Genomic DNA, 25,206 nt, shown 5'->3' with positions numbered 1-25,206 from the left:
AGTTTCTAGTGATGAGAATCCGACATTCAAACTCACATCACCGGGACCACATTGTTCGCGGCCTCATGCAATCACATCAGACAGGCACGTTCCAGATTTCTTTCGCATATTGGCGGATCGTGCGATCGGAGGAGAACCAGCCGACACGCGCAACGTTGCGGATTGCCCTGGCGTACCAGTCGGGACTGTTGCGCCAGACCGCATCGACCTCGCGCTGGGCGGCGGCATAGGCATCGAAATCGGCGGCAACCATGAACCAGTCGCTGTTGTAGAGACCGTTGATAAGGTCGCGGTAACGCTCCGGGTCATCAGGCGAGAAGACGCCTGACGAAACGGCGGCAACCGCTTGCGCCAGCTCAGGCGATCCCTCGATGACGGCGCGCGGGTTGTAGCCATTGTTGCGCCGCTCGGCGACCTCGGCCGTGGTCAAGCCGAAGATGAAGATGTTGTCGTCGCCGACGCATTCCTTGATCTCGACATTGGCGCCGTCGAGCGTGCCGATGGTCAACGCGCCGTTCAGAGCGAACTTCATGTTGCCGGTGCCCGACGCTTCCATGCCGGCGGTCGAGATCTGCTCGGACAGGTCAGCGGCCGGCATCATGATCTCGGCCAGGCTGACATTGTAGTTCGGCACGAACACCACCTTCAGCAAACCGCGCACGGCCGGATCGCGGTTGATGACCTTGGCGACGTCGTTGGCGAGTTTGATGATCAGCTTGGCATTATGGTAGCTGGGCGCCGCCTTGCCGCCGAAGAATTTCACGCGCGGCATCCAGTCGCGCTCGGGATGCGAGCGGATCTGATCGTAGAGAGCGATCGCCTCGAGGATGTTCAGAAGCTGGCGCTTGTATTCGTGGATGCGCTTGATCTGGATATCGAACAGCGCCGAGGGATCGACCTTGATGCCGAGCCGGTCGGCGACGAGGTTGGCCAGCCGCGCCTTGTTGGCGCGCTTGACGGCGGCGAATTTGTCGCGAAAGGCGGCATCGCCAGCAAAGACATCGAGATCCTTGATGGCATCGATGTCGTCGAGAAAACGGTCGCCGATCGCCTCACGAGCGAGCGACGTCAGCCCGGGATTGCACTGGATCAGCCAGCGCCGCGGCGTGATGCCGTTGGTCTTGTTGTTGATGCGATCGGGATAGAGCTTATGTAGGTCGGCGAACACCGTCTCCTTCATCAGGTCGGTGTGAAGCGCCGAAACACCGTTGATCGAATGCGAGCCGACAAAGGCCAGATTGCCCATGCGCACCCGGCGGTCGCCATTTTCCTGGATCAGCGAGATGCGGCCGATCTGTTCGTCCGAGAACTGGTTGGAGGCACGCGCCTCCAGAAGCACCTCGGCGTTGATGGCGTAGACGATCTGCATATGGCGCGGCAAAAGCCGCTCGAACAGCGGCACCGGCCAGCTTTCCAGCGCCTCGGGCAGCAGCGTGTGGTTGGTGTAGCCGAAGGTGCGCTTGGTGATGCTCCAGGCGAGGTCGAAATCCATGCCGTGCACATCCATCAACAGGCGCATCAGCTCGGGCACCGCGATGGCCGGATGGGTGTCGTTGAGATGGATCGCAGCCTTGTCGGGCAGCGACTTCAGGTCGCCATACTGGCTGAGATGGCGCTGGACGATGTCCTGCAGCGAGGCGGTGGAGAAGAAGTACTCCTGCCTGAGCCGCAGTTCCTGCCCGGCCTTGTGGGAATCGGCGGGATAGAGCACGCGCGACAAGGCATCGGCCTTGTTGCTTTCGGCAAGCGCGCCGATGTGGTCGCCGGCATTGAACTTGTCGAGCAGGATCGGATCGACAGGCATGCCCGACCAGAGCCGCAGCGTGTTGACGCGATTGGCCCGCCAACCGACGACGGGCGTGTCATAGGCGACGGCCAGCACATGCTCGGTCGGCTTCCAGACATGGCGCTCGAGCCGGCCGTCCTTGGAGGTGATCGATTCCACCGAACCGCCGAACCCGACCTCGAACGAGCGCTCCCGGCGTTCGAATTCCCACGGGTTGCCGTGATCGAGCCAGGTCTCGGGCAGTTCGACCTGCCAGCCGTCATGAATCTCCTGGCGGAACATGCCGTTGGCATAGCGGATGCCGTAGCCATGCGCGGGAATGTCGACGGTCGCCATGCTTTCCATGAAGCAGGCGGCAAGCCGGCCGAGGCCGCCATTGCCGAGTGCCGCATCCGGCTCGAGTGCGGCGATGAGATCGAGATCGACGCCCAGCGACGACAGCGCCTCGCGCATATTGTCCATCAGGCCGAGATTGGAGAAGGCATCGCGCATCAGGCGGCCGATGAGGAACTCCAGCGACAGATAGTAGACGCGCTTTTCCTGCTGGTCGTAGGCCTCTTTCGTCGCTTGCATCCAGTGGTCGACGATGCGGTCGCGCACGACCTTGATCGAGGCGGTCAGCCAGTCGTACTGGGTCGCGACGGTGGTGTCCTTGCCGACCCGGTATTTGAGGGCCATCAAGACTTCCCTTGCGAGCGTCTCTGGATCAGGATTTTCGAGCAGTGGCGGGAGGGGTTCGGATGTCATCGCGCTCGTCATGCTGCCTCTCGTGCGGTTGCCATGATCATACCGGCTTTCATGGTTCCTCCCAGCCCATGCTAGCCGATACCGCTATATATTCAATCGATTTAGATTAGCTCAGGCTAGCTTACCCTGCGGCAATTTGGCAATTTGAAGCGCGGCGCGCTCAGACATTCCGCGCGACGCGCTTCAAGTTTTTGTTCCGTGCATGCCGTCCCAAAACCGCTACGCACTTTTGGGCGACATGCATCAGGCAGCCAGCGCCGCCTCCGGCGGGACCTTTGCTCCGGTCATGAAGGCGACGGCGTCGGACATCGTATATTGCTTGGGATCGATGACGCAGAGGCGACGGCCGAGCCGATGGATGTGAATGCGGTCGGCCACTTCGAAGACATGCGGCATGTTGTGCGATATCAGCACGATCGGCAGGCCGCGCTTCTTGACGTCGAGGATCAGTTCAAGCACGCGGCGGCTTTCCTTGACGCCAAGGGCGGCCGTCGGCTCGTCCATGATCACCACACGGCTGCCGAAGGCGGCGGCGCGCGCCACAGCCACGCCCTGGCGCTGACCGCCAGAGAGCGTCTCCACCGCCTGGCTAATGTTCTGGATGGTCATCAGGCCAAGCTCGGTGAGCTTGTCGCGGGCGCGCTTTTCCATCGCCGGACGGTCGAGCATACGAAGCCAGTCGCCCAGAAAACCCGGTTTGCGGATTTCGCGGCCAAGGAACATGTTGTCGGCGATCGACAGCGCCGGCGACAGCGCCAGATTCTGATAGACGGTCTCGATGCCGGCTTCGCGGGCTTCCATCGGTGATTTGAAGGCGACGGGTTTGCCTTCAAGCCGGATCTCGCCTTCATCGGGCACGGCCGCGCCGGAAATCGCCTTGATGAGCGACGACTTGCCGGCGCCATTGTCGCCGATGACGGCGAGGATTTCACCCGGGTAGAGGTCAAAGTCGGCATTGTCGAGGGCGGTGACGCGGCCATAGCGCTTGACCAGGCCACGAGCGGTGAGAATGGGTTCCTGGGTCATGGTCATGCCGAAACCTTTCTGATCCATTGGTCGACCGCCACGGCGCCGATGATCAGCACACCGGTGAGCAGCACTTTCCATTGTGGATCGGCGCCCAGCATGTTGAGGCCCATGGAGACGACGCCGACGATCATCGCGCCGAACAGCGTGCCCAGGATCGAGCCGCGTCCGCCAAACAGAGAAATACCACCGATCACCGTCGCGGTGATCGCCTGCAGATTGTAGTCGGTGACGGCGGCTGACGGCGAGATCGAACCATTGCGGCCGATGGAGACCCAGGCCGCGAAAGCGGCGATCAGCCCGGCAAGGGTGTAGACCGTCATCAGCACCTTCTTGGTCTGGATGCCCGACAGCTTCGCCGCCTCCTGGTCATCACCAACGGCGTAGACATGGCGGCCCCATGCCGTGTGATTGAGCACGTACCACAGGATCAGAACGAGCACGACCGTGGCAATGACGCCGAGCGTCAGCACCGCCGTGCCGACCTTGAAGCTCAATGCAAACAGATGCAGCAGCGGCGCCTGGGTGTCGACGTCGGTGTCGCGGATCGTCTCATTGGCCGAATAGATGAAGTTCGTGGCCATGACGATGTTCCAGGTGCCAAGCGTCACGATGAAGGGCGGCAGCTTCATGTAGGCGACCAGCACCCCGTTGAGCAGCCCGCAGGCCGCGCCAGCGGCAAGTCCGATCGCCACGGCGAGCACGCTGGGCATGCCGTAGCTGACCGCGCAATTGCCCATGATCACCGCTGAAATCACCATGATCACGCCGATCGACAGATCGATGCCGGCGGTCAGGATGACCAATGTCTGCGCAGCACCCAGAATGCCGATGATGGCGATCTGCTGCAGGATCAACGTCAGCGTGTAGGACGAAAAGAAACGCCCTCCGATGGTGATGCCGAAGACGATGATCGCCAGAACCAGCACGATCAGCGGCACCGCTGCCGGCGTTGAATGCAGGAAATGCTGGATGCGCTTGACGGCCGATTTATGCTCGTCAAAAGCGGCAACGCTTGTATCGCTGCTCGAGAGAACCTTCTCGAATTCCTGAGCTTGAGCCATGTTTCCTCCCCGTTGGGTGCCAGCCACGCGCCAACACCCGTCCACGCTTTTCCGGTCTGTCGCCGTGATTGTTCGCGGTCACGCGACCCATCGTCCACCCGAAGCGGCCGGGGATCAAGCCCCGACCGCTCAGGTTCCGTAGATGCCGGTCAGACCGGCATCAGCCCCAGCACTTGGCGAGGCCTTCCTTGGTGTCGATGGACTTCACGCCAGTGGCCGGCTTGTCGGTCACCAGGTTGACGCCGGTATCGAAGAAATTCTTGCCTTCGGTCGGCTTCGGCTTGGTTCCGTCCTTGGCGAAAGCGGCGATCGCCTCGATGCCAAGTGCCGCCATCTGCAGCGGATATTGCTGCGATGTGGCGCCGATGACACCTTCGGCCACCGACTTCACGCCGGGGCAGCCGCCGTCGACGGAAACGATCAGCACCTGGCTTTCGAGGCCGACAGCCTTGAGCGCCTGGTAGGCGCCGACAGCGGCCGGTTCGTTGATGGTGTGGATGACGTTGATGGTGTTGTCCTTCTGCAGAAGGTTCTCCATCGCCTTGCGGCCGCCCTCTTCGTTGCCGTTGGTGACGTCGTGGCCGACGATGCGCGGATCGGTCTCGTCGCCGATCTTGTTGGGGTCCTTCACGTCAATGCCGTAGCCCATCATGAAGCCCTGATCGCGCAGCACGTCGACGGTCGGCTGCGACGGCGTCAGGTCAAGGAAGCCGATCTTGGCGTCCTTGGCCTTGTCGCCGAGCGTGGCGGCGGCCCAGGCGCCGATCAGCTTGCCGGCTTCGAGATTGTCCGTCGCAAAGGTCGCGTCGGCCGCGTCGATCGGATCGAGCGGCGTGTCGAGCGCGATCACCAGCAGGCCGGCATCACGCGCCTTCTTCACGGTCGGCACGATGCCCTTGGTGTCGGACGCGGTGATCAGGATACCCTTGGCGCCGTCGGCGATGCAGCTTTCGATCGCCGCGACCTGGCTCTCGCTGTCGCCGTCGATCTTGCCGGCATAGGTCTTGAGGTCGACGCCGAGTTCCTTGGCCTTCGCGGTCGCGCCTTCCTTCATCTTGACGAAGAAGGGATTGGTGTCGGTCTTGGTGATCAGGCAGGCGCCGACACCGGCCGCGGATGCGGACGAGGCAAACGCCATCAGGCCCAGAGCCGCGGCGGCAAACACGGTCGATTTCAATAGTTTTGTATTGGTCACGATTTTCCTCCCAGTGGAACCATTCCGATGCCGGCCAACCGGCACCTGCAGCGCATCCACGATATTCTCCCAGCGCGGACGCCGCCTCAACAGACACTAGGCCGAAGCCTCTGTCAATAATTAAATCACTCTTATTTATTATTGACAGCCTTGCTTCGTTCACCCATTCTGGCCCAAAAGCATTGAGGGGAAACGACGGGAGGAACAGGGTGGAAACCGCCATTGCGAGGCACGGTTCGCCCGAGGTGAATGACAGCCTCATTCACCGCGGCACCAACCAGAGCGGCATGCGCGACCACAACGAGCGGTTGGTGCTCTCGCTGGTGCGCCAGCACGGCAGCCTGGCGAAATCCGACATCGCCCGCATGACCGGACTTTCGGCGCAGACGGTTTCGGTCATCATGCGCGAGCTGGAGGAAGAGAGCCTTCTGCTGCGCCAGGCGCCGTTGCGCGGCAAGATCGGCCAGCCCTCCATCCCGATGGCGCTCAATCCCGAAGGCGCTTTCTTCATCGGCCTGAAGATCGGCCGCCGCAGCGCCGAACTGGTGCTGATCGATTTCCTCGGCAATGTGCGCTCGATGCTGCAGCATTCATACCGCTACCCGGCGCCGCGCGAGACGGTGGACTTCGTCAGCAACGGCATGCGGCAGATGCGCAGCGCGCTGACGCCCGCACAGGACAAGCGCATCGCCGGACTCGGCATCGCCATGCCGTTCGAATTGTGGAACTGGGCCGATACCGCCGGCGCCCCGCGCGACGTCATGGACGAATGGCGCCACCGCGACATCAGGGCCGACATCCAGGCGCAATGCGATTTTCCGGTCTATTTGCAAAACGATGCGACTTCGGCCTGCGGCGCCGAGCTCGTCTTCGGCCAGGCGGGGGCTGCGCGTGACTTCGTCTATTTCTATATCGGCGCCTTTGCCGGTGGCGGCATCGTGCTGAATGGCCGGCTTTTCGGCGGCCCGACAGGCAATGCCGGAGCACTCGGCTCCATGCCCGTGCCCGGGCCGGACGGCAAACCGACCCAGCTGATCGACGTGGCGTCCATCGCCATGCTCGAAAAGGCGCTCAATGCGCGCGGCGTCGAGGCCTCGCATCTGTGGACATCGCCGGAAGATTGGGGCGAGATCGGACCCGAGCTCGACGACTGGATCGCCAGCGCTTCGCGGGCGCTCGCCTACGCCATCGTCGCCGCATCCTCGGTCATCGATTTCGAGGCGGCGGTGATCGACGGCTGGATGCCGAAGGCGGTGCGCCGCCGGCTGGTTGACGCCATCATCGCGGCCATCGCCACGATCGACGGCGAAGGTTTGAAGCTGCCCGCCGTTCGCGAGGGGACCGTCGGCATTCATGCCCGGGCGCTCGGCGGCGCCAGCCTGCCACTTTCCGAACGCTTCCTGATCGGATCGACGACGATTTCCAGGAGCGCCTGATGCTGATCGGAATCCCGGCGCTGCTCGGTCCAGAGCTTCTGGCGATCCTGCGCGGCATGGGCCATGGTGACGAAATCGCCCTTGTCGACGGAAATTATCCAGCCGAGGAACAGGCAACCCGACTGGTACGAGCCGATGGTCACCACCTCATCCCGGTGCTCGACGCGATCTTGAGCGTGCTGCCGGTGGATGATGCCGTGCCGGAGGCGCTGTTTCGCGCCTCGGTCAAGGGCGACCCCTCGCTTGCCGATCCCGTCCATCATGAGATCGAGGCGATCTGCGCCAAACGCGCGCCGGGCCGCAAGGTGGTTGCGCTGGCCGGCGCCGACTTCTATGCACGGGTCAAATCGGCGCATGCCATCGTCGCGACAAGCGAGCCGCGGCTCTACGCCAACATCATCATCCGCAAGGGCGTGATCTATCCGCCGGAGACCAGGAAGCCATGATCCTCTGCTGCGGCGAAGCCCTGATCGACATGCTGCCGCGCACGACGACAGCGGGCGAGCCAGCCTTTGCGCCTTATGTCGGCGGCGCCGTGTTCAACACGGCGATCGCGCTTGGCCGGCTCGGCGCGCCGGCCGGCTTCTTTTCGGGCCTGTCGTCGGATCTGTTCGGCGGCCAGTTCCGGGACGCGCTTGGGGCGAGCAAGGTCAGTTCCACCTATGCACACACTTCGCCTCGGCCAACGACGCTGGCCTTCGTCAAGCTCACCAACGGCCAGGCGACCTACACCTTCTATGACGAGAACACCGCCGGCCGCCTGCTGACCATCGACGACCTGCCGCAGCTCGGCGGCGAGATCGAAGCCATGCTGTTTGGCGCCATCAGCCTGATCTCGGAGCCCGCCGGCAGTGCCTATGAAGAGTTCATGCGGCGCGAGCAGGCAAGCCGCGTCATGATGCTCGATCCCAACATCCGGCCGAACTTCATCCCTGACAAGGCCAAGCACCTCAGGCGCATCCGCGCCATGATGGCGATGGCCGACATCGTGAAACTGTCGGACGAGGACCTGAACTGGTTCGGCGAAGCCGGCTCGCACGAGGATGTCATCCGCAACTGGCTGGACCGCGGCCCCAAGCTGATCGTCGTCACCCATGGCAGCGAAGGCGCCGTCGGCTACAGCAAGGAGCACGCCGTCACGGTGATGCCGGAAAAGGTCGAGGTGGTCGACACGGTCGGCGCTGGCGACACGTTCAACGCCGGCATCCTCGCCTCGCTGCACGAGCAGGGCCTGCTGACGAAGGCGGCAATCGCCAGCCTTTCGCAAAGCGCCATTGGCAAGGCGCTGGCGCTTGGCGCCAAGGCGGCGGCGGTAACCGTGTCACGGGCCGGCGCCAATCCGCCCTGGCGGCACGAGATCGCCTGAGTAACGCTCAACATAGATTGAGCCAGTCGATCACTTTATGTTTCGCAGGACCGATGCGTGGGGCTATAAAGGCGGGATCGCGCCCGACGAAGCCCGGATTTCCGGCATCTCGCGAAGGTCCGCCGGGAAATACAGGTAACAGGCTGCAACACGCAGGCAATTTGCAGCTCTGTGTGTCCGGCTTTCTCGTCAAGCGCAACTCTGGTACCAGCGGGCCGTTATCTGGCTAAACCGCCTGGTTAAAACCATTTTGAGGCCAACATGCAGTTCATCGATCTTGGCGCGCAGCGCGAACGAATCCGCGACCGGCTGAAGGCCGCGATCGACCGTGTCGTCGACGAGGGCCGCTATATTCTCGGCCCGCAAGTCACCGAATTCGAGAACAAGCTCGCTGCCTATATCGGCACCAAGCATGTCGTGGCCTGCGCCAACGGCACAGATGCACTGCTGTTGCCGCTGTTTGCGGCCGGCGTCGGCCCGGGTGACGCGGTGTTCGTGCCGAGCTTCACTTTCGCCGCCACCGCTGAAGTGGTGGCGCTGGCCAAGGCCGAGCCGGTGTTCGTCGATGTCGACCCGCATACGTACAACATCGACATTGCCAGCCTCGAAGCGGCCATCGCCATGATCAAGAAGGAAGGCCGGCTGAAGCCCAAGGCAATCATTCCCGTCGATCTGTTTGGGCTTGCCGCCGACTACGAGGCGATCATGGCGATCGCCAACCGCGAAGGGCTGATGGTGATCGAGGATGCCGCCCAGTCGATGGGCGGTTCGCTCGACGGCAAGATGTGCGGCTCGTTCGGCGCGGTCGGCTCGACCAGCTTCTACCCGGCAAAGCCGCTTGGCTGCTATGGCGACGGTGGCGCGATGTTCACCAATGACGATGCGCTGGCCGAGCAGCTCAGATCCTTCGCTTTCCACGGCAAGGGCGAAACGCAATACGACAATGTCCGCGTTGGCATCAATTCGCGGCTCGACACGCTGCAGGCGGCGATCCTGATCGAGAAACTGGCCATTCTCGAAGACGAGATGGTTGCCCGCCAGGTGGTGGCAAAGCGCTATGCCGACGGGCTTGGCGACGTCGTCACCGCCGCCCGCAATCTGGACGGCAGCCGTTCGGCCTGGGCGCAGTACGCCATCGAGACGCCGAAGCGCGACGGGCTGAAGGCGCATCTCGGCGAAAAGGGCATTCCGTCGGTCATCTATTATGTGAAGCCGCTGCATGCCCAGGTCGCTTATCGCGACTACCCGCGCACGCCGACCGGCCTTGCCGTGTCGGAAGACCTGCCGAAGCGGATCCTCTGTCTGCCGATGCACCCCTACCTCAGCGAAGACGACCAGGACCGCATCATCGAAACGATCCGTAACTATATCGGCTCGAATTCAGCGCAGGCCGCAGCCGAGTAGGCTGCGGGGCCTTCTCAGGCGGGGCTGACCCCTGCCCTGCCGCTGGCAATGAAATGCGGATTGGCGAAGTCCTCGTCGTCGCTTTGCCTGCGCTTGCCATAAACCAGAGGCTGGCCATCGAGCGTGCGCGTCATGCCGCCGGCCGCGCGCAGCACGGCGTCGCCTGCCGCCGTATCCCATTCCATGGTGCGGCCGAAGCGCGGATAGACATCCGCCTCGGCACTGGCGAGAAGACAGAATTTCAGCGACGAGCCGACCGAGACGATTTCGGCGGCACCGAGGTCGCGAATATAGGCCTCGGTTTCCGGCGTATTGTGCGAACGACTGGCAACGACGGCCAGCGGCGCCATGGCTGTTCTCACCGAAATCGGCCGGCGGCCGACGATCTGGTAGTCGCCATCGATTTCGAGAGATTCCGCCCTGCCCGGCAGACCGGAAAAGAAGCGGCCGGTGCAAGGCGCAAAGACGACGCCGACTTCCGGCACGCCATCGCGAACCAGCGCTATGTTGACGGTAAAATCGGTGCGGCGGTTGACGAATTCCTTGGTGCCGTCGAGCGGATCGATAAGGAAGAAAGCCCCGTCCAGGTCGGGTGGCACGATGCCGGCAGATGCTTCCTCCTCGGCCACGCAGGGAATGTCGGGAAATGCGGCGCGCAGTCCGGTGAGAATGATCTTCTCGCTCTCGCGGTCCGCCTCGGTCACCGGCGACGAATCGGACTTGCGGTCGACCGCGCAGCCGGCGTGGAACACGCGCATCACCTCGCGCCCGGCCGCCAAGGCCAGCCGCTCGAAGATTTCGAGCATCGGCCTGTCGTCAGATGCCGCCGCCGCTGTCGTATTGGTCTTCGGCAATGTCGCGCTCGTTCAGCCAGTGTTCCAGGGCATCTACCATCTCTTCGGCCGATTTGCCGAGTGTCTTCAGATGGATTTCGGGGTTTTCCGGCGCTTCGTAAGGAGAATCGACGCCAGTGAAATTCTTGATCTCGCCATTCAGTGCGCGCGCATAGAGGCCCTTCGGATCGCGCCTGGCGCATTCCTCGAAGGGCGTATCGACGAACACCTCGATGAACTCTCCGTCGGCCATCAATTCGCGCGCCATGCGCCGCTCGGCGCTGAACGGCGAAATGAACGAAACAATGACGATCAACCCGGCATCGGCCATCAAACGCGCCACTTCGGCGACGCGGCGGATGTTCTCGACGCGATCGGCGTCGGTGAAACCAAGATCGCGGTTGAGACCGTGACGGACATTGTCGCCGTCCAGGATATAGGTATGGCGGCCGGTGGCGAACAGCTTCTTTTCGAACAGGTTGGCGATGGTCGACTTGCCGGAGCCCGACAGCCCGGTGAACCAGAACACGGCGGGCCGCTGGTTCTTCATGTCTGCGCGCACGTGCTTGCCGACATCGAGCGACTGCCAATGGATGTTTTCGGCGCGGCGCAGCGAGTGCAGGATCATGCCGGCGCCGACCGTGGCGTTGGAAATGCGGTCGATCAGAATGAAGGCGCCGGTGATGCGGTTTTCGGCGAAGGGATCGAAGGCGATCGGCGTCCGCGTCGAGATGTTGCAGATACCGACTTCGTTCATTTCGAGCGACTTGGCCGCTTCATGGGCAAAGTCGTTGACGTTGATCCGGTACTTCAGATCGGTGACGGTGGCGCTGGTCTGATCGGTCTCAGTGCGCAGAATGTAGGAGCGGCCGGGCAGCAGCGCATGTTCGTCGAACCAGACGATGTTGGCGGCGAACTGGTCTGCAACCTGCGGCCGTGCGGCCGGCGAAACCAGCATGTTGCCGCGTGAGATCTCGACCTCATCGTCAAGAACGAGTGTGACGGCCTGGCCGGCAGCCGCCTGGGCGAGATCGCCGCCATAGGAGACGATCCGCTTGACGCGCGAGGATTTGCCGGACTTGGCGACAACGACCTCGTCGCCGGGTGCAACCGAGCCGGACGCGATCGTGCCGGCAAAACCGCGAAAATCGAGATTGGGGCGATTGACATACTGAACCGGAAAACGGAACGGCAATTCAACCACCGCTTCATCGACCGACACGGTTTCGAGCTGCTCGATCAGCGTGGGGCCGGAATACCATTCCGTCTTGTCCGAACGGCCGGTGACGTTGTCGCCGTAGCGGGCCGACATCGGGATCGGCACGATGGTTTGGAAACCGAGATCGCGCGAGAATTGCCGGTAGTCTTCAACGATCCGGTCGAAGACCGCCTGGTCGAACCCGACGAGATCGATCTTGTTGACGGCCAGCACGATGTGGCGGATGCCGAGCAGCGAGGCGATGATCGAGTGGCGTCTGGTCTGGCGCAACACCCCTTGCCGGGCATCGATCAGCACGATCGCCAGGTCGGCGGTCGAGGCGCCGGTCGCCATGTTACGCGTGTATTGTTCGTGGCCGGGCGTATCGGCAACGATGAACTTGCGCTTCGGCGTGGCGAAGAAGCGATAGGCAACGTCGATAGTGATGCCTTGCTCACGCTCAGCCTCGAGACCGTCGACCAGCAGCGCAAAATCGATGTCGTCGCCCGTCGTGCCATGCTTGCGCGAATCGCGTTCGAGCGCGGCGAGCTGGTCCTCGAAAATCTGCTTGGTGTCGGACAGCAGGCGCCCGATCAACGTCGACTTGCCGTCATCGACGGAACCGCAGGTCAGGAAGCGCAGCAGCGACTTCTTCTCCTGCGCTGCCAGATACTCGCGGACGCCGTCGGTGGGTGCGAGGCTCTTTGCCATGATGTGGCGCATGGTCAAAAGTACCCCTCGCGCTTCTTCTTTTCCATCGAGCCGGCTTCATCGCGGTCGATCAGGCGACCCTGCCGTTCGGACGTGCGCGCGGTCAGCATTTCGCCGACGATGGCTTCCAGCGTATCAGCATCCGATTCGATGGCGCCGGTCAGCGGATAGCAGCCCAGCGTGCGGAACCGCACCAGCCGGTTCTCCACCGTCTCGCCGGGGCGCAGCTTCATGCGCTCGTCATCCCTGAGGATCAGCATGCCGTCGCGTTCCACCACAGGCCGTTCCTTGGCGAAATAGAGCGGCACGATCGGAATACTTTCCTGCAGGATATACTGCCAGATATCGAGTTCGGTCCAGTTCGACAGCGGAAAGACGCGAATCGATTCACCCGATGCAATGCGGGTGTTGAATATCTTCCACATCTCGGGGCGTTGGTTCTTCGGATCCCACACATGCTGGGCGTTGCGGAAGGAAAAGATGCGCTCCTTGGCGCGCGATTTCTCCTCATCGCGACGAGCGCCGCCAAAGGCCGCGTCGAAACCGTATTTGTCGAGCGCCTGGCGCAGCGCCACGGTCTTCATCACATGGGTGTGCGTGTTCGAACCATGGTCGAACGGATTGATGTTGTCGCGCACGCCATCTTCGTTGACATGAACCAGAAGATCGAAGCCGAGTTTCTGCGCCATCTGATCGCGAAAGGCGATCATCTCGCGAAACTTCCACGTCGTGTCGACATGAAGAAAGGGAAACGGCGGCTTGGCGGGATAAAAGGCCTTCATCGCCAGATGCATCAGCACGGATGAATCCTTGCCGACCGAATAGAGCATGACCGGCTTGGTGAAAGCGGCCGCAACCTCGCGGAATACATGAATGGATTCGGCTTCAAGCCGCTGAAGATGCGTAAGCGCGGTTGTCATGGACTGTGAGCGTTCTCTCGTGCCTTTTAACAGAAGGCCTTGCCTCAAATCGTCGAGCTTTTTGCGCCCGGTTCAAGCTTTGCTTCTGGACAATCTCTGTCGTGCCGGCGTTCTAGCAGATCGCTGTTGTCAAGAACAATGCTGGACTGGCCCCGCAGCACATCGTTCGAGAATGAATTTTCCACGGATACCTAAAAACCCGGAAATTCCTGCTCGCAAGCTCAACAGTTGAGAAAACGCGAGGAAAATATTGCTTGAACGGACCGGCTGCGGCCGCTCCCGGGACCTCCCCTGATCGATCAGCGCCGGCTGCCGATTTTCAGGGGCAATCGGCTCCGACACACTATCGAAAAAGGAGCCCAGCCGCTATACCAGCCTCGGGAAGCTGGGCAAGTGCATCATGAGGCATGGGCAATTTCGAGGCGAGCGCATTCTACTTCGCTAAACAAGATCCGCCGCATGAAACGCCCCGAAAATAGCGAGCCCGAAAATTGAGCCGGCCTTCATCCCTGAGACAGCAATTCACGCCTTCTCGGATCAATATCTACTTCTCCATTCTTTGTTTCTTTTTTCCACCGGTTCTGGGATCGGTGGTCAGCTTCGTGTTCAACGGCGGCGGCCTCTCATCCGTCCTGCTGATTGCTTTACGGAAAAGGCGCTTCAACGCCGACCGGCCGATGATCTGGCTGACGGTCGCGATCTATGCCTACTGCGCTGCCAATCTCCTGGCTTCCATCGTCAACAACTCGTTCGTCCGGGATGCGCCACATCTTATCCCGCTCGTGACCTTCCTGTTTTTCCCCGTGTCCTATTCGACCTGGAGCATCACGCGGAAAACCACGCTTGCCCGCATCGTCGTGCTCAGCAGCATGGCCGCCTGTTTTGTCGCGCTGCTCATGGCCGTCATCCAGCAATATTGGATTGGGGTCAGGGCCGAGGGTGGGGCCGGAAATCCGATCGTCTTCGCAACCGTCGTCTGCCTTGCCGTGGTGATCTGTGTAGCCGGCGCCTTGTCCGGCATCGAGCGAGCCCGGAACCCCCTCTTCTACGCGACATTGGCCGGGACGATCGCCGTCATCTATTCCGGCTCGCGTATCGCCTGGCTGGCGCTGCCGATAGCCGGCATCGCTGTTTTGCTGATCAACCGTCAGAGGCTCAGAGGCAGGAATGCCGTTCGCCTGCTGCTGCTGCTGGCGGCGGTCGGCGTCGTGATTGCCGCTTTCGGCTTCCAAGCGATATCCGGGCGCGTGGACTTTCTGCGCTCCGATTTGAACGCGCTTGGAGCCAGCAGCAATTACGACACCTCGGTGGGAATACGTGTTGCGCTTTGGCAGATCGGCCTCAAGGCATTCCATGACATGCCAGTGTTCGGACATGGTGTGGGTGCGACTCAGCTACTGATAAAGCAAGGCTTTCATGACCAGTTCGCGATGGACGCCGGCTTCAACCATTTCCACAACGGCTTCCTGACCGCCTTGGTGCAAGCTGGAATTCTGGGCGCCGTGACGCTGGCCGCTATCTTTGCCGTTGCGGCTGGAAATGCCGCCCGGGTCTTGCGAAACAGCAGCGATCCGATCGAGCGCTTCGGCGCGACGATGATTGTCGTCGTGGTGATCACCTATCTGACGGCCGGAATGACAGGCATCCTGGTCGGCCATGACATTCTGGACTCGGTGCTGATGGTCTTCCTGGTGAGCGGAACATATCTCGCCTCCGGACGCCAGGTTCCCTTGTTGGAAGAGCAGGCACTTGCACCAGAGATGGAAGAGCGAGCACTTCCGTCAGCCACGCAAGAGCTGTTCCGGGCAAGGCCATGAAGGTTCTGGTCACGGGCGCGACAGGTTTCATCGGGCGTCTTGTCGTGCGCCACCTTCGCGAAGCCGGTGTCGAGCTTCGCCTTGCCTCCCGCCATCCGGAAAGACTTGGGCTGGGGGATGGCGCGGTGCCGATGCCCAATTTCGATGCGCCGGCCGCGGCCTTCCTGGCGCTCACCAGGGATGTGACCCATGTTGTCCATTGTGCCGGCCTCAACAATGATCAGGGCGATGTCAGCGAAGACGACTATCGGGCGGCCAATGTGGAATTGAGCGCGCGGCTGGCACATGCAGCGGCCGCACAGGCAAGCGGACGCTTCATCCATCTCTCTTCGATTAGGGCCGTGATCGGCGCTCGCGTCAGCGCGACGATCGACGAGAACACGCCCCCTGCCCCGCAATGCGTCTATGGACGCTCGAAGCGCGAGGGCGAGATTAAGGTTTTGGACGCCTATGCGTCGCATGGCCGCCCCGACGCCGCCGTGTTGCGCCTGCCTCCGGTCTATGGAAGCGGCATGAAGGGAAACCTCGCGACGCTAATGCGCCTGGCCGATACGGCGCTGCCGCTGCCAACGGGCGCCTTGACGGGAATCCGCTCGCTGATGTCCAGCGAAGCCACAGCGCGAGCGGTGTCGCACCTGCTGAGCCATTCGGGGCCACTTCGCCCCATCTATGTTGGCGCCGATGTGCCACCGGTCGCCGTCGAGGCTATCATCGCCGCCTTTCGCAAAGGTTTCGGGCGGCCGAGGCGCCTGATGACTGTGCCGGCCGGCCTGATACGGCCGGCAGCAAGCGGGCTGGGCAAGCGAGCGTTTTGGGACAGCCTGACCGCTATTCAGATATGCGACCCTGCCCTGCTGGTATCGCAAGGCTGGGCGCCTGAAACCGCCATGCTGGAGCGGTTGGCCGAGCTAGCGCGGCTCAGTAAATCCTGACGTCTTGTTTGACCTTGATCGTTCCCAGAACCGGCTTCCACTTTTTGGGAATCATGGCTTTTTGTCTGACCATGATCTTTCCCAAAAACCGGCTTCCACTTTTGGGGATCATGGTCTGTTCAGCTTCGATAGAGCGTTCCAAGCAGGATCCGAAGGTCGAGCCAGAACGACGCCGTGCGGAGATAGACGGCATCCGTTTGGGCCAGAAGCTCCGGGTTCGACATGTCGATGCCCTTGATCTGGGCCAGGCCGGTTATGCCCGGAAGTGCGGCCAACACGCCCAGCCGCCTGCGATACTCGATCAATTGCGTTTGGGTCGGCAGGCAGGGGCGCGGCCCAACAAGGCTCATCTCGCCCTTCAGGACGTTCCAGAACTGCGGCAGCTCATCGAGCTTGAACTTCCGCAAGACCCTTCCAACCGATGTCACGGAATTCGCCGGCGCTTCATGCGAGGGCAATGATGGCGTGCCGACATACATCGTGCGCAACTTGTGACAGCGAAAAAGCAGGCCGTCACGGCCGACCCGCGTCTGCGAAAAAATAGCCGGACCGGGCGACGATGCCCTGATGGCAAGGACGGCCAGCATCAAAACAGGAGATGTGGCCACCAGCAGCAGAACCGCACCGGCAAGATCGAAGATGTGCTTGGCTGCCTTCATGAACGGCCGATAATGCTCCCTGCCAAAGTCCCGAGGCAACGCCGCAGGCCAAGCCCGTCGACGTAGCATGAGCTCATCTCCTGACCAAGCGCGCCACGCAGCTGTCCGATGCTCAAATGCGCCCCAGGATGAAAGCGAGATAGAGCCCCAGGGTCCCGGAAAGAGTCTGCCGATAGACACCGCTTTTGCGCAAGGCTGCCAAGCGGCGGAAGAGACCGCCCTGCCGCCCGCTGGTGAACAGCTCGAGGCATGCCGCCGCGTCCTCGGTCAGGAGGTCGCGATTGACGGCAAGACCGTCAAGGTTGAGATCCGTCCAGCCGGCGAACTCACCCTTGAACAGGCGGCCAAGCCGGGAAACCCTTGCTCGCCACGACACGTTGGCGCCGACGAGGTTTGCCGCGTGCTGCCGGTAGCGCACCAGCGGCCGTGGATCGTAGCGGACGATGCCGCCGGCGGCGGTCACGATGAGATAGGCCCACCAGTCGTGGCTGACGAACCCGGTCCGCGCGGAGGCCCTGGCCAGCAGGTCGCGTGCCGCGGCGTTGAGCAGGATGGTGTTGCCGCCGGCGATGCTTTGCACAAGCGCGTTGCGAAAGGATGGCGGCCGGGCAAACAGCGGCGAATGGCCGACGAGGTTTCCCGTTTCCGTCATGGTCGCGGTTCGCGAGCAAAACATCAGCGGGGCTTTTGCGTCATGGGCCTGCATCCAGCGGATGGCGCTTTCCAGCCTGTCGGACTCCCAGATATCATCCTGGTCGCAGAAGGCATAGCAGTCCGCATCGATGCGTCGATCGAGGATCATCGATCGGAAATTGGCGGCGAAGCCTTGCCGCGGCCCCTCCACGAGGGTCACTCGACCCTTGGGCCAGCGCGATTTCCATGTCTCGATGATGGCCGTCGTGCCATCGATGGAGCCATCGTCGGATATCCACAGATCGACCAGAGGGTGCGACTGCGCGAGCAGGGACTGCAGCTGTTCATCGATGAAGGCCGCGCCATCCTTGGTGCCCATCAGGACCGCGACGCGCAGATCTGCTTTGCTCACGACCAAGATCGCTTTCTGAATTCTGAATCGGGCCTAGCTCGCCTGCCCGGCCGTTTTCGGGATCGCGCGTGCACTCCCCCTGGCCTTCTTGGCGCGGTCAAGACCTGCCAACACGGCGAGCGCGGCAGCCTTGTCCTGGTTCTTCGCCGATTGCTGCAGGGCCGTGAGCGCGATCTGGACATCCGACCATTCCACGACGTCCGTGCTAAGGCCAAAAATCTTCGAAATGCCGAGTTCGACGAGTTCCTCGTCTTCGCCATGCAGCGTTTCGTGGAGTTTTTCGCCCGGCCTTATGCCGGTGAACCGGATTGCGATGTCCTTGTATGGGCTCTTTCCTGACATGCGGATCATCGTTTCGGCCACTTCAAGAATCGGCACCGGCTTGCCCATGTCGAGCATATAGACGGCATAGTCGTCTCCGTTGTGCCTGGACGCGGCATCGGTCGCCGACATGATGACAAGATCGACGGCTTCGGCCACGGTCATGAAATAGCGTGTCATGCGCCGGTCGGTGATGGTGACCGGTCCCCCAGCCTCGATCTGCGCCTGGAATATGGTCGCCACCGACCCATTGCTGCCAAAAACATTGCCGAACCGCACAGCTATGAATTTGGTGGCGCAGCGCCGCCCGCCCGGCTCGCCTGATGGCGTCCCATGCAAGGCGCTGACGATCTGTTCGGCGGCCCGCTTCGTCATGCCAAGCACCGATGTCGGATCCACCGCCTTGTCGCTCGATATCAGGACAAATTGCGCAACCCCGCATTTGGCGGCGACCTCGGCACAGACGAGTGTTCCGAAAATATTGGTCTGGATGGCCGAATCCCAGTTTTCCTCGAGCAGCGGAACGTGCTTGAGCGCGGCGGCATGAAAGATGATGTCCGGCCGGAATTCCGTGACGACACGCGTTATCTGGCGCCGGTCCGCGACATCGACGATACGGACCTTGAGACGGTCGTGGTCCTTCTCGCCAATATACTGGCTCAGCTGGAAAATGCCGAATTCGGAGTTGTCGGCGACCAGCACCGCTTCCGCTCCCAGCTGCAGCGACCGTTTGACCAGGGTTTGGCCGATCGAGCCCGCGCCGCCCGTCACCAGAACGCGTTTGCCGCCCACAAAGGCGCTGATGCGCTCGATATCGGACGCGACTGTCGGACGCCGCAGGATCGTTTCCATCTCGACGGTGTCGAGAACCAGCTTTCCGTGCTGTTCCAGCTCCGAAAGACCTGAGAATTGCACCACATTTATGTCGCCGTGCCGGGCAACGCGGACGAGTTCCGAATACTCCTCGATCTCGTGTTCGGCGCCGCTGCCGAAAATCAGCAAGTCCAGGCTTTTGGTGCCGGTAGCGTAGTCTTCCAGGACATCGATCAGACGCGGCCGGGTCGCCACCACGGGAACACCTTGAATCCGCGTCCCCAACGGCGCGCCGCGCTCGGTCGCCATGATGCCCGCGATGGAATAGTCCGCCGGCTGCGCCGTGCGTGTGAAGCGAATGATCAGGTCGGCCTCGCCGAGCCGGCCAACGAACAATGCTCGCTTGGCCTGCGTCTTGTCGGTCTTGCCGCCTAGAATGCCCCAGCTCGCGCCGTCGCGCAGGAAGCGGTAGAACAGCCGCGGCGCCGATATGACGGTGAAGGAGACGAGGAAGAAGACGATGAACTGACGCTCGTTGAGCCCAGCCACAGGCTGGAAAGAACGAACCAGCAGCGAAGCCAGGTAAAGAGTGAGCGTCAAAATCGCACAGCTCTTCAGGATGTTGAAAAAGTCCGGCGTCGAAGCAAAGCGCCAGACCGTGGTGTAGAGGCCACAATATCTGAACAGCAAATGGCTGATGAGAATGATGCTCGCCCAGGTGACCAAGCCCTCTTCGGAGAGCGCATCGAACGAAAGATCCGACCGCGAAAGGACGAGGCTGAGCGCTACGGCGACCAGGACCATGACCACGTCCTGGACCATGATGAAGGCACGCCGCATCTGTGGCCGGAGCCCGAATACTGATTCGAGGTAAGAATTCATTGGACGGCACTAGACTCCAGGCTCACGGGGGCGACTATAAGCAAAGTCCGAACACGAAGATACTTCGCGGCCGATCAACTTTCTCAAGTGCCATCCCCGGCCCCCGCCGTCCTGTATCGCATACTGCGGGGCGAGAGGCATAGCTAGATGTTTTTTTGGAGACGCGGTTGGTGGACTTCGAGCTCGTGTACAATCTGAAGCCATAAAAAACGGGACGGAGAGCGTCGGCTACACCGACAGTCTACCTCCAAATTGGAGCCTTGAATCAAAATACCGATTCTCAGTCAACCTTTGCCCACGAAACGTAAGCTACGGTGGCTAGGAGATAAGAAAAACTGATAAGTGGATTCGCCCGGGTAGCGCATGCGGTTCTGTCGCGGGGGACGAATTGGGAGCTAGGTACGACAAAGGACGTTGGCGGTCACTCGTCTTTCTTTTTCCCCAAATTGGATGCAGAAGGATGCCTTGCGATTCTCTGGCACTGGACAAAAATGTTTTCGTTTTTTCGCAATTCCTGGGCGCATCGTGTTCTGATCTGGCGCATGAGCCGGCGTGAAGTAGAAGCACGTTTTCGCGGCTCTTTCCTCGGCGTGTTCTGGGCCGTCATCCTGCCTTTGGTGATGCTGGGCGTCTTCTCGCTGGTTTTCGGCTCGATCTTCGGGTCCCGCTGGGGGCGGCCTGGAGCCCACACAGAGATCGGGGAATATAGCTACCCGATGATCCTATTCTCGGGCTTGATCATTTTCGGAATCATGTCGGAACCGATCAGTCGCGCTCCCAGCCTGGTCCTGGAAAATGTTTCGTATGTCAAGAAAGTCGTCTTCCCTCTTGAAATTCTTCCCTTTGTGGCATTGATCAACGCTCTCATCACGGCCGCGATTTCGTTTGTGGTTTTCCTGGCGGTCTTCATCGTCGTCTATGGTCCTCCTCCTGTCACCATCCTGGCGCTGCCGATCACTTTGCTGCCGCTGGTGCTGATGACGCTCGGCATCGTTTATTTCCTTGCCTCGCTTGGCGTCTTCCTGCGCGACCTCGTGCACGTGACGGCACCGCTGACAACGGCGATCATGTTCCTGTCGCCGCTGCTTTATCCGCTGGAAACCTTGCCAGAACAGTATCGGCCTTGGCTCTATGTCAACCCGCTTACGACAGCCCTTATCCAGGCGCGTGACGTCATTTTCTGGGGCCGGCTACCGCCCTTGAGCGAATGGGTCGCCTATTTCTTCGCCTCCTTTCTGTTCGCAACGGCGGGAGGCTTCTGGTTTATCCGTACTAAGAAGGCGTTTGCAGATGTCGTCTGAGGTTGCAATTCAGGCTTCGGGCATCGGCAAGGCCTATCTGATCTACGCCAAGCCACAGGATCGCCTGAAGCAGATGGTGCTGCGCTGGCGCCGTTATTACCAGGAATATTGGGCTGTGCAGGGTGTCGATCTGACGATCCGCAAGGGCGAGACCGTCGGCATCATCGGCCGCAACGGGTCAGGAAAGTCGACGCTGTTGCAGATGATCGCAGGCACCCTGCAACCCAATGCGGGCAGCCTGTCTGTCAGCGGCCGGGTGGCACCGTTGCTCGAACTCGGCGCCGGCTTCAATCCGGAATTCACCGGGCGCGAAAATGTGAAGCTCTCCGCGATGGTGCTCGGCCTGAATTCACACGAGATCGAGGAGCGCTATGACAGCATCGTGGCGTTTTCTGGCATCGGCGAGTTCGTGAAGCAGCCTGTCAAAAGCTATTCCTCCGGCATGTTTGCCCGACTCGCCTTTGCCGTGGCCGCGCATGTCGATGCCGATATTCTGATCGTGGACGAAACCCTTTCGGTAGGCGATGCCGCCTTTACCCAAAAGTGCATGCGCTACATCAGGAAGTTCAAGGAGAACGGAACTCTCCTGTTCGTCTCGCACGACGCTGGCGCCGTGACCTCGCTTTGCGACCGGGCGATATGGATGGATAAGGGCCGGATTCGCCAACAGGGGCCTGCCAAGGATATCAGCCTGGCCTATCGGGCGTCACTGAGCGAAGAGGCAGACGGCGAGGCTTTCTCGATCTCCGGCCGACGCCGGGAAACGCCCACCTCTGCCAAACGCGACTTCCGCCACGAGGCCATCCAAGCTTCCGACAAGCGCAACCTCATGGAGGTCTTTGAGTTCGACCCCGACGCTCCGTCGTTTGGTGCGGGTGGCGCAAAGATCGAATCCGCTCGTTTCCTAGACAGTGACGGTGACGAGCTGACTGTGATCGAGGGCGGCGAAGATGTAGCGCTCGAGATATCCTGTCTGGCCAAGGGCGCGCTCGACGCGCCGATTGTCGGCTTCGTCATCCGCGACCGGTTGGGCCAGACCCTGTTCGGCGACAACACCTATCTGACCTATTCGCATGCGCCGCTTTCCGTCGGCGAAGGGGAAAGGTTCGTCGCTTCTTTCACTTTCCAGATGCCTTACCTCCCCGCCGGCGACTACGCCGTTGCCACCGCATTGGCGCAAGGCACGCAAGCAGAACATGTCCAGCACCACTGGCTCGACGAAGCTCTGATCTTTCACTGCGATGGCAGCCATGTGACGCATGGCCTAGTCGGCCTGCCGATGCATGACATAGTGATCACCGGCGGCGGAGAATTGGGCAAGCCTGCTTGAGGGTAGAACGCGAAGGGCGGCAAAGCAAAAAAGGGACTAATGTTGCATGTTGTGCACGGTATGCGGCGGAACCGAGTTCACGGCACATCCAGTCCTGTGGGCACAACTGATCGATCAATGGCAACTCTCGCCGGCGGAAGTAGCCTATGTCGACCGTCAGCAAGGCGAATGTTGCGTAAGCTGCGGTTCAAATCTGAGATCGATAGCACTTGCCAATGCGCTGCGCGCTGTGTCCGGAACGACGCATATGCTGCGGGATTTTGTCGGCTCTGCCGAAGCTGGGCATATTCGCATTCTGGAATTGAACGCCGCCGGCACGCTCAACCCGGTTCTGTCTAAAATGCCGGGGCATGTTTTCGGTGCCTATCCGCAGGTCGATTTACATGCCTTGCCTTGGCCCGATGAGACGTTCGACATAGTTGTCCATTCCGATACACTGGAGCACGTCGCAAGCCCGATCCACGCGCTGGTGGAGTGCCGCCGAGTTCTCAAACCTCGGGGTGCGCTTTGCTTGACCGTCCCGATCATCGTAGGGCGGATGAGCAGGGGGCGAACGGGCCTTCCGAAAAGCCATCACGGTAGCCCTGAAGAGGCAGGCGACGACTACGTTGTGCATACGGAGTTCGGTGCGGACGCATGGTGCTTTCTGATGGAAGCAGGCTACTCTGAGGTCACGATATTCCAGGTAGCTTATCCCGCCGCGCTTGCGATGGCGGCCCGCAGATATTAACGATGCCGGACAGAACATCCGCGAGCGGAGATCGTTCGGAACTTGGAGGACGAACAGACAGTGAGCCTGACCTATACGGGGGAACGTTACCATCCGGAATTGCTCGACGAGATCCGGCAAGAGCATATGCACCGCTATGTCTGGACGCTGGGCATGACCGATGGACTAGATGTGGTCGACCTCGCCTGCGGTGAGGGCTTCGGCTCGCGGATTCTCGCCGAACGCGCCCGCTCCGTGATTGGCGTCGACGTATCCGATGCAGCCGTCCAACATGCCGCTTCCCGCTATACTGCCGCGAACCTGTCTTTCATCTGCGCCGACGCGACGGAACTTCCCCTAGAGGATCATTGCGCCGACGTGGTCGTCTCCTTCGAGACAATCGAGCACCTTGCCGATCAGGCCGGAATGCTGTCGGAAATCAGCCGCATCCTAAAGCCCACCGGGTTTCTGGTCATGTCTTCGCCCAACACTGAAGTCTATTCGGTCAAGCAGGACCATAAAAACGAGTTTCACACTAGGGAATTGACCCGTGGAGAATTCGTTGGCCTCCTCGAAGGGAGGTTTCCGGCTCTGCGCCTGTTCGGCCAGCGGTTGTCCGTTGCCTCATCGATATTGTCCTGCGATGGCGATGCGGGCGGGACGGCCAGCGTGTTCCGCGACGAAGGCAACATCGAGCAGAGCGCCCGCGAAATTCCTGAGACCATGTACTATCTGGCGCTGGCCGCCTCCCGTGAGGACTGCCTCCCGCCGATGGCTGCTTCTTTCCTGGTCAGCGCGAGTTATGATGTCTATTGGCGAATGCGCGGCGTTTATCAACAGATGGAAGACCGGGCCAACCGTCTTGTTGCCGAGTACGGGCAGGTGATGGCCGAAAAGGACAGGCTCGCCGCGGAGAATGGCCAGGTGATGGCTGAAAAGAACCGTCTTGTTGCCGAGTACGGGCAGGTGATGGCCGAAAAGGACAGGCTCGCCGCGGAGAATGGCCAGGTGATGGCTGAAAAGAACCGTCTGGTCGCCGAGTACGGGCAGGTGATGGCTGAAAAGGACAGGCTCGCCGCGGAGAATGGCCAGGTGATGGCCGAAAAGAACCGTCTTGTTGCCGAGTACGGGCAGGTGATGGCCGAAAAGGACAGGCTCGCCGCGGAGAATGGCCAGGTGATGGCCGAAAAGAACCGTCTTGTTGCCGAGTGCGGGCAGGTGATGGCCGAAAAGGACAGGCTCGAGGCCAAGACCGAACAACTGATGACGGAAAAGGACCAGTTATCCGATGAGAATCAGTCGCTCGGCGGCTTCTTGAACCTCGCCGGTTCCTATATGAAGCGTCGTCTGTGGACAAAGCCCGAGCGATCACCATGCTTCGATCCTGACTATTATCTTCGCAGCAATCCGGACGTCGCGACCTCCAAACTCGACCCGTTTGTCCACTATGTGCGTTACGGACGCAGCGAGGGCCGCCTGCCGAAAGCGCCGATGAATGGAGAAGAAAAACGGGCGCATGCCCCGCAAGTGCGGGAAAATTCCTCCAGATAGCAACGCTTTTTCCAAATCTGCGCGGCTCGCGCTCGCTAGACAAGCATGGCAAACTTGTGGCAATGACCGGTCCCGAGCGGTGTCGATTATCAGCAGGTCGATCCGACGACGATACGAGGATTTTGTCTGCGGATAGGGGTGGCTGCGGCCATGCCACCGA

At 61.2% G+C, this 25,206-nt stretch carries 20 protein-coding genes; 10 read left to right on the top strand and 10 right to left on the bottom strand.

Annotated features, from left to right (window positions below):
• Nucleotides 1–76 precede the first annotated feature (76 nt).
• The 4 genes from EJ076_RS15325 to EJ076_RS15310 all read right to left on the bottom strand — a co-directional run bounded on the left by EJ076_RS15325 (nt 77) and on the right by EJ076_RS15310 (nt 5,800).
• Entirely contained in the window at nt 77–2,545 is a 2,469-nt protein-coding gene (locus EJ076_RS15325) for a glycogen/starch/alpha-glucan phosphorylase (RefSeq protein ID WP_126068448.1), read from the bottom strand.
• A 231-nt stretch (nt 2,546–2,776) separates the two neighbouring features.
• Complete coding sequence (locus EJ076_RS15320) at nt 2,777–3,559, bottom strand: ATP-binding cassette domain-containing protein (RefSeq protein WP_027035860.1); 783 nt, start codon at nt 3,557–3,559, stop codon at nt 2,777–2,779.
• A 2-nt stretch (nt 3,560–3,561) separates the two neighbouring features.
• Nucleotides 3,562–4,623, bottom strand: a complete 1,062-nt coding sequence (locus tag EJ076_RS15315) for an ABC transporter permease (RefSeq protein ID WP_109662417.1) — start codon at nt 4,621–4,623, stop codon at nt 3,562–3,564.
• Between the two features lie 160 nt (nt 4,624–4,783).
• The gene (locus EJ076_RS15310) at nt 4,784–5,800 is read right to left on the bottom strand and encodes a sugar ABC transporter substrate-binding protein (protein WP_024503693.1); all 1,017 of its coding nucleotides are present in this window, start codon (nt 5,798–5,800) and stop codon (nt 4,784–4,786) included.
• A gap of 227 nt (nt 5,801–6,027) precedes the next feature.
• Between EJ076_RS15310 and EJ076_RS15305 the strand changes: the two genes are divergently transcribed.
• The 4 genes from EJ076_RS15305 (at nt 6,028) to EJ076_RS15290 (ending at nt 10,024) form a co-directional block, all read left to right on the top strand.
• Nucleotides 6,028–7,254: an ROK family transcriptional regulator gene (locus EJ076_RS15305; protein WP_109662414.1), complete on the top strand. Its 1,227-nt coding sequence runs from the start codon at nt 6,028–6,030 to the stop codon at nt 7,252–7,254.
• Nucleotides 7,254–7,700, top strand: a complete 447-nt coding sequence (locus tag EJ076_RS15300; protein WP_126068447.1) for an RbsD/FucU domain-containing protein — start codon at nt 7,254–7,256, stop codon at nt 7,698–7,700. Before EJ076_RS15305 ends, EJ076_RS15300 begins: the two co-directional genes overlap by 1 nt.
• Entirely contained in the window at nt 7,697–8,620 is a 924-nt protein-coding gene (locus tag EJ076_RS15295) for a carbohydrate kinase (protein WP_126068446.1), read from the top strand. The genes EJ076_RS15300 and EJ076_RS15295 overlap by 4 nt, the downstream gene beginning before the upstream one ends.
• A gap of 261 nt (nt 8,621–8,881) precedes the next feature.
• Nucleotides 8,882–10,024, top strand: a complete 1,143-nt coding sequence (locus tag EJ076_RS15290) for a DegT/DnrJ/EryC1/StrS aminotransferase family protein (RefSeq protein ID WP_126068445.1) — start codon at nt 8,882–8,884, stop codon at nt 10,022–10,024.
• Between the two features lie 14 nt (nt 10,025–10,038).
• On the opposite strand, the gene cysQ is transcribed toward EJ076_RS15290, so the two are convergent.
• Genes cysQ through cysD form a run of 3 tightly spaced genes read right to left on the bottom strand, consistent with a single transcriptional unit; the run spans nt 10,039 to nt 13,686 of the window.
• Nucleotides 10,039–10,830 carry a 3'(2'),5'-bisphosphate nucleotidase CysQ gene (gene cysQ / locus EJ076_RS15285; protein WP_164548851.1) on the bottom strand — a complete coding sequence of 264 codons (792 nt, stop codon included), beginning with the start codon at nt 10,828–10,830 and terminating at the stop codon, nt 10,039–10,041.
• 10 nt (nt 10,831–10,840) lie between these two features.
• The gene (gene cysN / locus EJ076_RS15280) at nt 10,841–12,778 is read right to left on the bottom strand and encodes a sulfate adenylyltransferase subunit CysN (protein WP_164548850.1); all 1,938 of its coding nucleotides are present in this window, start codon (nt 12,776–12,778) and stop codon (nt 10,841–10,843) included.
• A 2-nt stretch (nt 12,779–12,780) separates the two neighbouring features.
• Nucleotides 12,781–13,686: a sulfate adenylyltransferase subunit CysD gene (cysD, locus tag EJ076_RS15275; RefSeq protein WP_109662399.1), complete on the bottom strand. Its 906-nt coding sequence runs from the start codon at nt 13,684–13,686 to the stop codon at nt 12,781–12,783.
• A 491-nt stretch (nt 13,687–14,177) separates the two neighbouring features.
• Between cysD and EJ076_RS15270 the strand changes: the two genes are divergently transcribed.
• Together EJ076_RS15270 and EJ076_RS15265 are read left to right on the top strand one after the other, a co-directional pair.
• Nucleotides 14,178–15,503: an O-antigen ligase gene (locus EJ076_RS15270; RefSeq protein ID WP_126068443.1), complete on the top strand. Its 1,326-nt coding sequence runs from the start codon at nt 14,178–14,180 to the stop codon at nt 15,501–15,503.
• Nucleotides 15,500–16,435 carry an NAD-dependent epimerase/dehydratase family protein gene (locus EJ076_RS15265; protein WP_126068442.1) on the top strand — a complete coding sequence of 312 codons (936 nt, stop codon included), beginning with the start codon at nt 15,500–15,502 and terminating at the stop codon, nt 16,433–16,435. The genes EJ076_RS15270 and EJ076_RS15265 overlap by 4 nt, the downstream gene beginning before the upstream one ends.
• Before the next feature lie 119 nt (nt 16,436–16,554).
• Here EJ076_RS15265 and EJ076_RS15260 read toward each other — a convergent pair whose 3' ends face one another.
• From EJ076_RS15260 to EJ076_RS15250, 3 genes are all read right to left on the bottom strand, one after another.
• The gene (locus EJ076_RS15260; protein WP_126068441.1) at nt 16,555–17,094 is read right to left on the bottom strand and encodes a sugar transferase; all 540 of its coding nucleotides are present in this window, start codon (nt 17,092–17,094) and stop codon (nt 16,555–16,557) included.
• Between the two features lie 112 nt (nt 17,095–17,206).
• Nucleotides 17,207–18,139, bottom strand: coding sequence for a glycosyltransferase family 2 protein (locus EJ076_RS15255; RefSeq protein WP_126068440.1), 933 nt, complete (start codon nt 18,137–18,139; stop codon nt 17,207–17,209).
• Between the two features lie 33 nt (nt 18,140–18,172).
• Nucleotides 18,173–20,155 (bottom strand): nucleoside-diphosphate sugar epimerase/dehydratase, encoded by a 1,983-nt coding sequence (locus EJ076_RS15250; protein ID WP_164548648.1) that lies wholly within the window; start codon nt 20,153–20,155, stop codon nt 18,173–18,175.
• Between the two features lie 542 nt (nt 20,156–20,697).
• Between EJ076_RS15250 and EJ076_RS15245 the strand changes: the two genes are divergently transcribed.
• From EJ076_RS15245 to EJ076_RS15230, 4 genes are all read left to right on the top strand, one after another.
• Nucleotides 20,698–21,456 carry an ABC transporter permease gene (locus EJ076_RS15245; protein ID WP_245463053.1) on the top strand — a complete coding sequence of 253 codons (759 nt, stop codon included), beginning with the start codon at nt 20,698–20,700 and terminating at the stop codon, nt 21,454–21,456.
• A 73-nt stretch (nt 21,457–21,529) separates the two neighbouring features.
• Nucleotides 21,530–22,786, top strand: a complete 1,257-nt coding sequence (locus EJ076_RS15240) for an ABC transporter ATP-binding protein (protein ID WP_245463052.1) — start codon at nt 21,530–21,532, stop codon at nt 22,784–22,786.
• A gap of 46 nt (nt 22,787–22,832) precedes the next feature.
• Complete coding sequence (locus tag EJ076_RS15235) at nt 22,833–23,516, top strand: methyltransferase domain-containing protein (RefSeq protein WP_126068437.1); 684 nt, start codon at nt 22,833–22,835, stop codon at nt 23,514–23,516.
• A gap of 60 nt (nt 23,517–23,576) precedes the next feature.
• Nucleotides 23,577–25,046, top strand: a complete 1,470-nt coding sequence (locus EJ076_RS15230; RefSeq protein WP_126068436.1) for a class I SAM-dependent methyltransferase — start codon at nt 23,577–23,579, stop codon at nt 25,044–25,046.
• Nucleotides 25,047–25,206 lie beyond the last annotated feature (160 nt).

The sequence above is a fragment of the Mesorhizobium sp. M7D.F.Ca.US.005.01.1.1 genome, from assembly GCF_003952545.1.
Taxonomy (GTDB): domain Bacteria; phylum Pseudomonadota; class Alphaproteobacteria; order Rhizobiales; family Rhizobiaceae; genus Mesorhizobium; species Mesorhizobium loti.
Note: the sequence above shows the minus strand (reverse complement) of the source record. Positions and strands in the feature narration are given on the sequence as shown.